Annotated in this window: 9 protein-coding genes; 3 read left to right on the top strand and 6 right to left on the bottom strand. The window is 62.7% G+C overall.

Going from position 1 to position 11,862, the window contains the following annotated elements; all coding sequences use genetic code 11:
• Positions 1-3 precede the first annotated feature (3 nt).
• Both HNQ40_RS11955 and HNQ40_RS11950 read right to left on the bottom strand, forming a co-directional pair.
• The gene (locus HNQ40_RS11955; protein WP_184678061.1) at positions 4-522 is read right to left on the bottom strand and encodes an HYExAFE family protein; all 519 of its coding nucleotides are present in this window, start codon (positions 520-522) and stop codon (positions 4-6) included.
• Between the two features lie 3 nt (positions 523-525).
• Positions 526-1,116, bottom strand: coding sequence for a transposase (locus HNQ40_RS11950; RefSeq protein ID WP_184678060.1), 591 nt, complete (start codon positions 1,114-1,116; stop codon positions 526-528).
• Positions 1,117-1,338: 222 nt separating this feature from the next.
• On the opposite strand from HNQ40_RS11950, the gene HNQ40_RS11945 reads away from it, so the two are divergent.
• On the top strand, positions 1,339-2,106 hold the full coding sequence (locus HNQ40_RS11945) for a PEP-CTERM sorting domain-containing protein (RefSeq protein WP_184678059.1): 768 nt from the start codon (positions 1,339-1,341) through the stop codon (positions 2,104-2,106).
• A gap of 18 nt (positions 2,107-2,124) precedes the next feature.
• On the opposite strand, the gene hisS is transcribed toward HNQ40_RS11945, so the two are convergent.
• Positions 2,125-3,405 (bottom strand): histidine--tRNA ligase, encoded by a 1,281-nt coding sequence (gene hisS / locus HNQ40_RS11940; RefSeq protein ID WP_184678058.1) that lies wholly within the window; start codon positions 3,403-3,405, stop codon positions 2,125-2,127.
• An 86-nt stretch (positions 3,406-3,491) separates the two neighbouring features.
• Here hisS and HNQ40_RS11935 point away from each other — a divergent pair, with 86 nt between their 5' ends.
• Positions 3,492-4,619, top strand: coding sequence for a hypothetical protein (locus HNQ40_RS11935; RefSeq protein ID WP_184678057.1), 1,128 nt, complete (start codon positions 3,492-3,494; stop codon positions 4,617-4,619).
• Positions 4,620-4,639: 20 nt separating this feature from the next.
• Here the strand turns inward: HNQ40_RS11935 and HNQ40_RS11930 are convergent, their stop codons facing one another.
• A complete protein-coding gene (locus HNQ40_RS11930; protein ID WP_184678056.1) occupies positions 4,640-5,491 on the bottom strand; it encodes a class I SAM-dependent methyltransferase in 852 nt (283 codons plus the stop codon).
• 178 nt (positions 5,492-5,669) lie between these two features.
• On the opposite strand from HNQ40_RS11930, the gene HNQ40_RS11925 reads away from it, so the two are divergent.
• Positions 5,670-6,269 (top strand): RsmD family RNA methyltransferase, encoded by a 600-nt coding sequence (locus tag HNQ40_RS11925; RefSeq protein WP_184678055.1) that lies wholly within the window; start codon positions 5,670-5,672, stop codon positions 6,267-6,269.
• 850 nt (positions 6,270-7,119) lie between these two features.
• Here the strand turns inward: HNQ40_RS11925 and HNQ40_RS11920 are convergent.
• Positions 7,120-9,642 (bottom strand): tyrosine-protein kinase domain-containing protein, encoded by a 2,523-nt coding sequence (locus tag HNQ40_RS11920; RefSeq protein ID WP_184678054.1) that lies wholly within the window; start codon positions 9,640-9,642, stop codon positions 7,120-7,122.
• A 263-nt stretch (positions 9,643-9,905) separates the two neighbouring features.
• Positions 9,906-11,606, bottom strand: a complete 1,701-nt coding sequence (locus HNQ40_RS11915; RefSeq protein WP_184678053.1) for a glycosyltransferase family 39 protein — start codon at positions 11,604-11,606, stop codon at positions 9,906-9,908.
• Positions 11,607-11,862 lie beyond the last annotated feature (256 nt).

Below are 11,862 nucleotides of genomic sequence, written 5' to 3'. Positions count from 1 at the left end.
CGGCTACAGCAGTGACTTGAGTTGGACCGACACCTCATTGAACGCCGCTGCGGGCAGGCTGACCGTGTCCCACTTGGCCGAGCGATCCCGCATGTGCTTCTCATAATCGCTCAGCCGGACCGCGAGCACGGCATACCACTTCTCATTGTACTCAAACACCTCGAGGAATAGCGCATCGGGCGGCTGCGCATCGCACCAAAACAGAAACGCGAACGCGGGCTCGAATCCATCGCCAAAAATCCCCGACCACGTCTTCATGCACGACACGTCATCGCGTGTCACCCAGTTCTGTAGCGACTTGCCGGTCTTGCCCGAGTGCTTGCGTCCCTTCACGTCGATCAGCAGGTTGCTATCCGACTCGGAATAGACCACAAAGTCGAAGCTCTTGAGCTTCTTCGCCCCCGCGATGCCGTCCTTGCCGTGCAACGCGCGCTTGGCTTCGTCCACAGCGACATAAGCGATCCCGTTCGCCCGGAGGTAGTGTTCGAAGGCCTGCTCGTAGTGGAATCGGCGTTGAGCCATAACTCAAGCACCTCCTTCACCAACCGAAAGCCCGCCGGTGCGAAGCTCCGGCGCGGCCCCTCCCCCGTCCTGATCCACCGCACCCCGAAACGACCACACCCAAGCCCCTTCATGACCATGCCGCTCGATATACGCCAACGTATTGCGTTGATGGCCCGCGTCCCTAATCGGCTTCACCCCACAACCCTTCGCCCACAGCTTCTGGTCGATTTGTCCGCGTACACGCAACGCCACCGCCTGCTTGCACCGCCCGATCTCGTGGTCTGCCGTGCCGAACGCTTTGGGCAACTCCACCAGCAAGTGGGCATGCATCCCGCTGACTGAAATGACCAGCAGCCGGTGATTCAATCGACGCAGGTGATCCACAAAGGTCCGCCCCACCGTTTCCCGAAGGTGTGACGGGATAACCGTTGCCTGACGATCCGCGTGTCGTCGACGCAGCCCCGCATGTTCTTCCTGAGGCGGCGGATGGCGGTGATCGCCTGACGAATGGATGCGGTGATGGCGCGTACGGAAGCCACGCGTGTCTCCCGGCAACCAGGAGGCGTACGTGCCGATTGTGACATGAAACCATGCTTTACCCGGAAGTGGCATGCTTCAAGTTTATCAAGGTTTGAAGCCCCACCGAAGCTCCGCATCGGCGGGCTTTCATAAAGCCCGCGGCTGCGAAGCTGTCGCGCGGCCATGGTACACCACGGCACTCCCTCCAGTTTCGACCCGCCCCCCCGCGTGAAACCGAAAATCCACCCCCGGCGCAGAGTTCGGCCCGTGACGGCGAATCCAAAGTGAACCCACACCCCCACAAGGATTCAAATCATGCGTCACACCTCAAAGCTCCTCCCGATCGCTGTGGCAGCCGTGTTGCCCCACCTTACGGCTCCCTCGGCCTCCGCCGCAATCACCCTCACCAACGACAGCCGAGAAATTATGGTCACGGGCTCGATCAGCGAGACCGGCGGCGGGTCGGGTTTCTTTATCTCCGAATCACCCCTCGCCGACGGGGCCGACTTCAATCAGATGCTCGATCAGGACCTCAACGCCGCCATCGGCGATGGCATCGTGATCGGCCGGGCGGCGCAGAACTCGCTGATCCAGATCGACCCCGGCGGGTTTGCGATCCGGGGCCTGCTCAGCAGCTCGGCCGTGGTGAACGACCCGTCACAGGGCCGATCGTCGATGACCGGCGGGGATGCCGAGGGCGAATCGCGGTTCGATGTCACCCTACAACTCGACCAAGCCACCGAAGTCTCGATCATCGGCCGATGGGAGACCGACGGGCTCACCGACACCGACGACATCCTCTTCGAAGCCTTCGGCCTGACCGTCAACCCCGCGAATCTTTTCGCGGGCAACCAAGACACGTTCATGTTCGACACCGTCGTCGGCCCCGGAAGCTACAACATCTTCGGGCTCACCCAGAACCGAGCGAGCAGCGACCCGGACATCAACTTCGGCGAGCTGGAGTTCAGCGTGGTCGGCCAAGTCGTCCCGGAACCCGGCAGCCTGATGCTGATCTCGGCGGGCGGAATTCTGATCGGGCTTCGGGGGCGACGCCGCTCACATGTGTCCGCGGAAATTGAATGAGAACATGAGCGTGACTCATCAACCGCCGAGACGTTGCGTCAGTTCGCCGAGCTCGACCGCCGACTGCTCCCCGGTCTCCAGATTCTTCAGCTCGATCCCGTCGCCCACGATCACCGCGAAGCGGGCGCGGGCTTTTTGGGCGTCCTTTAGGAGCTTGCCGACGTTGCGGGTGGTCTTGTAGCTCATCCGCGCGTGTAAACCCGCCCGGCGGAGTTGGGCGGTGATGCCCGACACCTTGGCCGATGCGTCGTCCGACGCGGCGAAGACGAACGCGTCGGGCCGGGGCATGACGTTATCGGGGATCAGGCCCTTGTCGTGCAGCAGATTGGTGAGCACGACGTCGCCCATGCCGAAGCCGATGGCGGGCGTGGGTGGGCCGTCGAAGAGCTCGATGAGCTTGTCGTATCGGCCGCCGCCCGCGACGGCACGCTCGACGCCGGTGGTCTCGTGGACCTCGAAGACGGTGCCGGTGTAGTACGCCAGGCCGCGCACGATGCCCAGGTCATACTCGCACCATTCGGCGATGCCGAACGCGGCGAGTTGTTCGTCAAGTGCTGCCAGATCCGCGGGAGCCTGGTCCATGGCGAGGCTGCGGGCCAGGTGATCCAAATCGCCCGCCGGGTACTTGCGTCGGCAGACTTCCTCGAAGCGCTGCACCTTCGACGGGTCCATGCCGAGGTTGCCCGCGGCTTCGGTGAAGTCCTCGGGCGACATCTTGTCCCGCGCGTCGAGCAGGTTGAACGCATCCACCCGCTTGTCGGCCGGGACGCCGAGCTTGCCCAGGATCTCGCTGACCACGTCGCGGTGGCTGATCTTGACCTTGACCTGTTCTTTCGTGAGGCCGCATTCCGCGAGGAAGTCCACGAGCGTAAAGATCACCTCCGCGTCCGCCGCGGGCGAGTCGAGGCCCAAGAGGTCCACGTTCCACTGCCAGAACTCGCGCAGCCGTCCCCGCTGCGGACGCTCGGCCCGGCAAAAGTTCGGCGTGCAGAACCACTTGATCGGCTTGGGCAAACTGTTGGCCTGCTGCGCGACCATCCGCGCCAGCGTCGGCGTGAACTCCGGGCGGATCGCAAAGTCGGTCTTGCCGTTTTCGCGGCGGAAGCTGAAGAGTTCACTGACGATGCCCTCGCCGGACTTCACCTTGTAGAGGTCCAGGGTCTCGAAGATCGGGCCGTCGACCTGCTCGAAGCCGTTGCGGATCGAGACGCGCCGCCACATCTCCATGAGATGTTGGTGCCACGCCATCTCGGCGGGGTAGAAGTCGCGGGTGCCTTTGGGGGATTGAATCTTGGGCATGGAACCGGTCAGCGTATCGCCTGTAGGCGGGGACGTCCATCGGCTACAATCTAAGGAACACGTCTCAAATCATGGAGTTCTCCGTCATGCGTTTTTCCGGTGTGTATTGCTTCATCGTGTTGAGTTTCTGCCTGGGGACAACCGCTCCTGTCGCGTCACAGCTGATCCCCAACCACAAAATGCTTCCGGCTCAAATCGAGGGCAACGACGTCGTCGGCACCACCGCGGGCTTCAAGGTGAGCTTCCCCCAGCCCCCGGTTGTACACGAACCTGATTTCGCCGCCACCGCCGAACGAGCCGTGTATATCGTGGAGTCTTACGACCTGGGACAATGGGTCGGTGTTTTCTTTATCCAGCGTTACGCGGCCGACTTCGCCCACGTCGAAGCACGGAAACGCGTGCTGTACCCCGCGGTCACCCGCGGCTTGAGTAGATCGGGCATCCATGAATTCAATCACGAATGGATCGTGAAGCTCCGTGCCTACGCGGTTCACCCCGAAACCGGGCAGAACCACGCCATGCAAACCACCCTGGCCCCCTACCGCATGTTGATCCAAAACGTCATCTACGACGCGAACGCGATCAATGGCATCTGGACCCTCGGATTTTTCGATGCCTTGGAGGTGAGCTCCGAAGCTCCCTTGTGGGTTGGCCCGGTACAGACCAGCGCGAACGGCGCTTATACCGTTGATCTGCTCGGCCTCGAAGCGATGGACCAGCTCGCCCCGGGCAGTTCTGAGGCATTTGTCAAAGGGCTCAGCTACGACGCCGAGGAGGGGCGGGCGGATCGTTTCAGGGGCGAGTACCCCCACCCGCCGCTCAACGAAATCCAGGCGACGCGCCTGGGTGCCATCTACCTCGTCATGTCTGAGTTCCATGAGGGTACGCTCAGAGATTTCGAGCACGACCTGCGCTTACAACCCGGTTCGATCGATTTCCGTCTTGCCTCGTGGGAGCACCTCACCGAGTCCTTCCACGGCTTGCTGCCGGAGATCGATGGGCAATCGCCCGTGGAGCGACTGGGTCTGTACCACCTGATCTCTATCGCCTCAGAAAACCCGGCAGAGCACCGCGAGCATTTCTTTGACAACATCCCACTTTCGCCGGAGAAACGCGACGCGATGTTCGCGGCCTACGATGAGCGTTACGCCCCGTCTCGGCCGGTCTCACCCAGGCTCAAAACGCCGCTCGATCGGGCTGAGCCTAATCCATGACCCTCATCATTTGACCCTCATCATTTGACCGCCACGATGTAGCACACCCAGCTCGGGTCGCTCGGAGCTTCGGTGGCGCGGTGCCATTCGCCGGTCTCTTCGCCGTGCTCGTCGGTGACTTCCCAGTAGACGTGGCTTTCGCTGAAGCCCGCTTCCCTGAGCATCTCCATGACCTCGGGGATGCTCCAGAACCGCCACTCGTAGGTGAACGCGGGGTCGAGCTTGCTGCCGTCTTTGAACTTGAAGCTGATGGTGAAGGTCGCGTCGTGGTTGATCGGGTTGTGCGAGACCTGGGTCCAGATGTACTTGAACCCCTTCTTGCCCTTCTCGATCGTGCGGACGTCTTTGTGGTCTTCTTCGAGGCACTCGCCGCCGCCCATCATGTCCATGACCATCAGACCCTGGGTCGCGAGGTTGCTGCGGGCAACCTTGAAGTACTCGATCACCGCCTCCCGGCTCTTGAACAGCCAGAACGAGAAGTTCTGCGCCGCGAGGATGTCGGCCTGAGGCCGGTTACGTTGGCGGACGTCCTGCTCGATCAACCGTAACCGTTTCTGCTGCTCGTCGTTGAGCTTGGCGAGGTTGTTGTCCTTGCCCCATTGCAACGGCTCGGGGTCGAGGTCGATGCCCAGCGCGGTGCGTTTGGGCGAGCTCTTGACCCACTCGCAGCACACCGCGAACGTGCCGCAGAAGTCTTCGCGCAGGTGGACCGCCTTCTTGCTGCCGAAGGCGTCTTTGTACGCCTTGTCGAAGAACACGATCTCGTGCTCGGGCTCCTGCACCGACTTCTGATAGCAGACGTATTTGTCGGCCTGCTCGGCTAGGGTGGGCTTGTTCGTTTTCTTGGGTTTGTCTTTCTTGGGCTTAGCCATGCGGGCAATATAGCAGTGTTGAGCCGTGTGGCGCTGGGCGTTGATGACGTAGGTCAGGCATGCTTGCCTGACACCCATCCCTAAGCGAACCGCGTCAGGCAGGCATGCCTGACCTACGGGGCTATAGGCCAACAGCTAGCGCCTCACGGCGGGCCCAAAGCAACGGTAAACTGGCCCCATGCGCATCATCGCCGGCAAATACCGTGGACGCCCCCTGATCAACCCCGAAGACGACCTGACCACCCGCCCGATCACCGACCGGGTCAAGGAAAACCTCTTCAACCGCCTGCAATCGCTGGGGCTGCTGGGCTACGGCCGGGTGCTGGACATCTACTGCGGCACTGGCTCAATGGGCCTCGAAGCCCTGTCCCGCGGGGCGGAGCACTGCACGTTCGTCGACCAGTCGCGCGACGCCATCGACAAGCTCGAGGGCAACCTCGACAACTTCCAGATCGGCCCGGAGCAGGCCCGCGTCGTCGCCGGCAGCGCCACCCCGCCGGTGTGGAGCTACCCGATCGAGGACCGCACGGTCACCGTCGCCTTCCTCGACCCGCCGTATGCCGTCACCAACGACATGGCCCCCTTCTACGGCATCCTCGAAGCGATCCTTCCCAAACTCGAAGAAGGCGGCGCCGCGATCATCCGCACCCCCGCCGAGGTCGAGGCCATAGAGGTCCCGGGCTACGACGGCCCCGCGTCGATCACCTACGGCAAGATGACGCTGCACTTCTATCAGTCGCCGTTGGTGGAAGACGAGACCGAACAGGCAGACGTATGACCGACCCCGGGGATATGCCGAGTGCGTGGCGTTTACTATGGTCGCCTAGGGCCATGGCGTGGTGGGCTACTTACCGTCCTACCTGGTCTTTGAGGTTAGGGACGCTATTAATCGGACTGTGGTTTGGAACAATTCTTAGCTGCTATTTCGCAGGGTCTTTCGATCCTCCCTATCCCAGCCGTCCCAATTGGCTGTTTCTTGGCTACGGAATATGTTTCACCTTAGTTTTCACAGCATTGGTCAGCGGATGGACGTGGTTCTTCCGTGATTGGAATATAAAATCATCTTGGCTGGTGATAGGACTGACCGGATTCCCAGCGGTGTGTTTTGGGTTGCCCGATGCCGCCCTTGGCTTGTATAGCAGCATGCTACGGGTTAATTACGGTTGGATGTCGATTGGACCACCTTATCCGCGTTGGATCACATATTGGTCTTTCCGGCCGGGGTGGTGGATATTCCCAGGCTTCATAGTTTGGCCGTACTTCCTCTGGGCGGGATTGCATCAAACTCGCCATTTGAGCTGGGTAAAAAAATCAACAGCTTGCTATATGTGCGGCTACGACCTGCGGGGAACGCGGGTGGCGGGAATCAAGCATTGTCCGGAGTGTGGAGCAGAGGACACATTCGCCAACGAGTTGTCGCGGGAAGCGACGGACGCGGTGAATACTTCAGAGCCCGAAGCGTAAGCGAGAGACGGTTTTAATGGTGATTCGGCAGCAGCCGGTCGCTGACGCTCGCGGCTCGGTGGGGAATCACGCGGGTTGTCGTTGTGACAAAGCCCACGCACGTTTATTCATGCGTGGGCTTAGTGATCAGGGGAAGGACGGTGGGCGGTGTCCGCCCGACTGGCTCAGGCGTGGCCGTTGGTGTCGGGGGTAGCGTCGTTGGTTTCGCCGTTGACTTTGCCGAAGAGCTCTTCGACCGAGCCGCTGAATTCGCCGCTGGTTTCTTCGAGCTTCCAGTTCTTGCTCTCGTATTCCGACTCGGCGTCGGAGAAGACCGCGGCGGCGAGGATGCCCGAGCCGAGCGGGGCGTCGCCGGCCAGGTATTCGCCGTCGTCGTCGGTGGCGGCCTGCTCTTTCTCGAGCTCGACCAGCATCTCGTCGTTGACCGGCTCGCCGTTGCGGTGGATCGATCCGGCGGCGGCGGCCGCGGCGGCGGCACCGCCCACGCTGGAGTGCGCGGGTTCGCTGGGCTGCGGGGGCTTGGCCTCGGCGACGCGGTTGAAGACCGTGCCGGTAACGTTGGCCCCGACGACTTTGAGGTAGGACATCGTGCGGTCCAGGGCCTGACGCGACTCGCCCTGCGGGACGACGAGGATGACGCCGTTGGCCTGGCTGGTCACGAGCAACGCTTCGACGCTGCCGGGCACGGGGCCGGTGTCGAAGATCACCAGGTCGTAGTGGTCCTTGGCCTGTTCGATGACGTCGCGGATGAAGGCGTCGGACATCTTGCCGATGTGGCGGGTCTGGGCGTGGACCGCGGGCAGCAGCCAGAGCCCGGACACGGTGGCCTGGACCACGGCGTCCTGCAGCGGTGCGCCGTCGAGGACGGCGGCGATGCCGACCTGGCCGGTGGTGTTGGTGGCTAGTTCCTGGGTGTCGTCTTCGGAGAGGTAGCCCTGCTCGATGACGATGTTGTCCAGCGACGGGTTCTCCGCGGACGAGCCGTCTTCGTCGATCGGCCCGAAGCGGTCGTTGAACGCCGACTTGTCGCTGCTGTGGCCGTTGGGTTTGTCCTGCCCGACGGGCTTGCCGGTTTGGCCGCGGGAGATACGGCCGGCCAGGTCGCAGTCGACCACCAGCGTCCTCGTGCCGGACATCGCCAGCGAGGACGCGACACCGATGGCCACGCTCGTCTTGCCCGCCCCACGACGGGGGCTGGTGAACGCGTAGGCCTTCATGTCGTCGGACCCGGCTTGGATCTGGAGCACCGCACGGATCTGGTGGATCGACGAGGCGGTCTTGTCGAAATTCGGCGAAGTCAATCGGCTGCTGGCGGGGACCTCGGGGACCGTACCCAGCAACGGCGCCTGCTCGGTCTCGGACGAACCCGCGGTGATGTCCTCGCCCTTCATCAGCGAAGGCAGGGCGAGCGTGGCGTTGCCGTTGGGCGTGAAGGCGGTGGTATCGCGGACCTCGACGGGCAGGTTCTGAGCGGCTTGCATAACCGCCCCACCCGCGGCGGCGGGCTTCTTCATCTCGGTCCACAGCGTCAGGAGAAGCCCGGCAAACACGCCCAGGAACAGGGCGATGCCCATGCTCTTGATGCCGCGGGGAGCGATCTTCTTGGTGGGGACATACGGCCACTGGTAGACGTCCACCGGCATCGAGGCGATCGATTGGGCCTGGTCCTGCTGCGTCGCGATGCGGGAGTTGAGCTCGGAGACGCGTTCGGTGGCGCTCTTCTGGCTGGATGCGAGCAGGGCGACCATGGTCGATTGTGCGTTCCGGGTCAGGTTGGCGATCTCCAGACGAAGCGCATCGGCCTGACGCTGAACCGGGGCGCGGACTTTGTGCTCCGGTCCCCAGCCCGCGGGCATGCCTTCGAGTTGTTGATCCAGGCGGGCGAGCTCGGCCTTGAGGTAGGCGATCTCGGCCAGGCCGTGCACCTGGGCGTTGAGCCCGGCTTCGGCGAGGAGCGACGCAAGGGTCGGCAGATCGCCTTGGGCCTGCTGCGCTTCGTCGACGCGGATCTCCGCCGCCTCGAGCGCGACCTCGGCGGCGGTCAGTTCTTCTGACAGCTTCATCAGCCGAGACGCCAGCATCTCTTCATCCATGATGCCACGCGGGCCGTCGGAGTCGGCTTCACCCGTGGCGTCTGCGACGTCGATGTCCAGCTCCGCGAGATAAGCGGCCAACACTGCATCGAGAACGGTCTTGGTGTCTTCGGGCACCTTACTCATGAACGAGACGGTGACGACTTCGGATTCCTTGGAGAAGCCCACCGAGAGCTTCTTCTTGAGGTGACGCAGCTGCGGGCCTTCGCCTTCGATCTCCGCCATCGTCGGCGACTCCGCGACCGCGGGGTCTTTCAAGGTTTCGAGCAGCACCGGCATGGATTCCAGCAGGCGTGCGTGGGTGGACGGCTGGCCGACCGAGAGGCCACCGAGCGCCAGGGGCGAGGTGTGTTGGCCGTCCTTGGTGGGCTTGATGAAGATCTCAGCGGTACTCTGGAAGATCTTGTCGGTGGTGAGCTGATAGAACACGCCCAGCCCCAACGCCACCACGACGCAGGCGATCATCTTGAACTTGTTGCGCAGCAGGATCTCGAACAGCGTCAACGCGGGCTCGGCCTGGACGATCTCCGGCGAAGCGGGCTTGGACGCCGCCGCAGCGTAGTTCTGGGTGGCCGGAAGATTGGACTGGTTCATGGCTACTTTCTCTCTCGGACCCCAACGGGCGACCCGGGTTCCCCTTTATCGATGGCGGGTATCTATGGCACCCAACCCCACCCACGCGGGTACATCGCGTGGAACAAACCAACAACACGAGCGACAAAATCTGCGCAGACCTCTGGTCCGCCCCCGATATCCGTAAGGCCCCGCCGGAACGTCCCTCCTTGGGTCATCCAACTGTAATCGACGGATGCGCCGGGTCAAACGAAAAGTCTCATTATCTTAGCTTTAACGGGGAATTACCCCTCGTTGCCCTCCAACGCTGACTCGGGTTCTCCCTGATCGAAGGGGGCCCCCTCGGGGTCCGCCCAGGTAAAACGCATGAGGGTCAGGTCGAAAAACTTCTGGGTGTGTTCCAAAGCCAGCCCCTCGATCGGGCCGTCGGCGAAACGATCGGCCAGCCCAACAGGGTTCACGGGGTCGCGCCACATCACCAGCCAGACGCCCGCCTCGGCGGAAGACACGGATTTCAAATCAGAGACCAGCTGGTCGATCTCACCCCGGGCATGGACTTGAATCTGTGGCCGATCCGTACCGTTCTGGGCGTACCAGAGCCAATTGTCTTGGACCTGGGCATTTTCCCGGCCGGTGTCGCGTTCGGAGCTGAAGGCCAGGCCCTCGCCCTCAACGAGTTGTTCGTCCAGCCACGCCGCGGCCTCGGCCCAAGCCCCCTTCTGAGGGTGGGCGTAGTACGTCATCAATGAGCCGGCCATGCCCAGCAGGATCATGCCCGCCGTCGCCCACACCGGAACGACGCGTCGGAGCATTACGATCACCGCGGCCAGCAGGATGTACAACCCCGCCGTGGACGCCATCAGGTAGCGGTCGTTGTAGATCGGGCGAACCGTGTAAGAGAGTGTGAACACCAACGCCAACGGCCCGAAGGTCCACATGACCGCGATCCACCACGCGCCCTGGCGAACACCCAGGCCGTCGCGGATCGATTGCTTGAGTTCGCTGAACCAGCGGCGCATCCCGCCGTGGCGCGGTCCGACCCACACGATGCCGACAGCCAGGGCCATCAATCCCACGATCACCCAGGTCAGACTCAGATATTTCATCCCCAGGAACAGGAAGTTGCCCACCGACCGGATCGGTGCCCACCAAGGCGGCGACGAAATCCAGGGCATCGCCAACGCCTCGCCCTGAGCGGCACCGGTCTCCGCGGCCTTTTGGAACAGGCCCATTTTCAGCAGGCCCCAGGGCAGGATCAGCCCCATGATCGCGACCTGGCTGGCCAGGAATCGACGCATCCGCGGTTTCGCCACCGAGCCACAGCCGTACATCACCAGCACGGCGACGCCGATGGACGACAAAAGGAACAACGTGAACGTGTGGACATAAAACGCCATCGCGCTGGCCAACACGTAGCCCGCCCACGTCCACAGGCTGGCCTGATCCTCACGGCCCGGCGACACCTGCGTCTTCACCTGCTCCCGGTCCCCCACGCCCAACACACGCAGCAGCAGCCAAACCGACAGCAGGCAGAACAACAAGAACAAAGCGTAGTAGCGGTGTTCCTGAGCGTAGTAGACCTGGTAAGGCGACACCGCCATGAACGCCGCGGCGACCAAGCCGACCCGGGCATCGAACAGTCGACGGGTGACAAGAAATAGCAGCGGCACACATAACACACCCAACGTCGCAGACAAGCTGCGCAGCGCAATGTCACTCGTGCCAAACACATCGGCCCAGATCTTGCCCAGCACCGGGTAGATCGGCGGCCGACCCAGCCAGATCTCCGAGGCGAGCGCCGCCCACGAGCCGGCCGTGATGCGGGCCATGATTAGTTCGTCGTACCAGAGCCCGCCGTGATCCAGCTGATACGCCCTCAACGCCGCAGCCACCAGCGTGATCCCGCCCAGCATCCACCACACCCGGCTCGTTACCGCGGGCTTGCTGACGCGATCGGCGACCGCGTCAGGCGCGGACTCGGCCACGCGCGCATATTCTGACGTCTGCTTCTCTCGGGCAGATTGCCCCGGCTGCCAACGCGGAGGTGGCGGTGATGGCGTAATGGTAGAAGTCGAGTCTGGCACAATTCCCTTCTGTGGAATGCCTTGACGGTCCAGCTCTTAATTCTGCCCCCAAACCTTACACAGGCAATCCCTGATGCCGTTTGGGAAGAATTTAGTCAAATTTTTTTTGCGGCCCGGCCCGAACAAACGGACAATTCAACCCAATGTACGGCCCCAC

The organism is Algisphaera agarilytica, assembly GCF_014207595.1.
Classification (GTDB): domain Bacteria; phylum Planctomycetota; class Phycisphaerae; order Phycisphaerales; family Phycisphaeraceae; genus Algisphaera; species Algisphaera agarilytica.
Note: the sequence above shows the minus strand (reverse complement) of the source record. Positions and strands in the feature narration are given on the sequence as shown.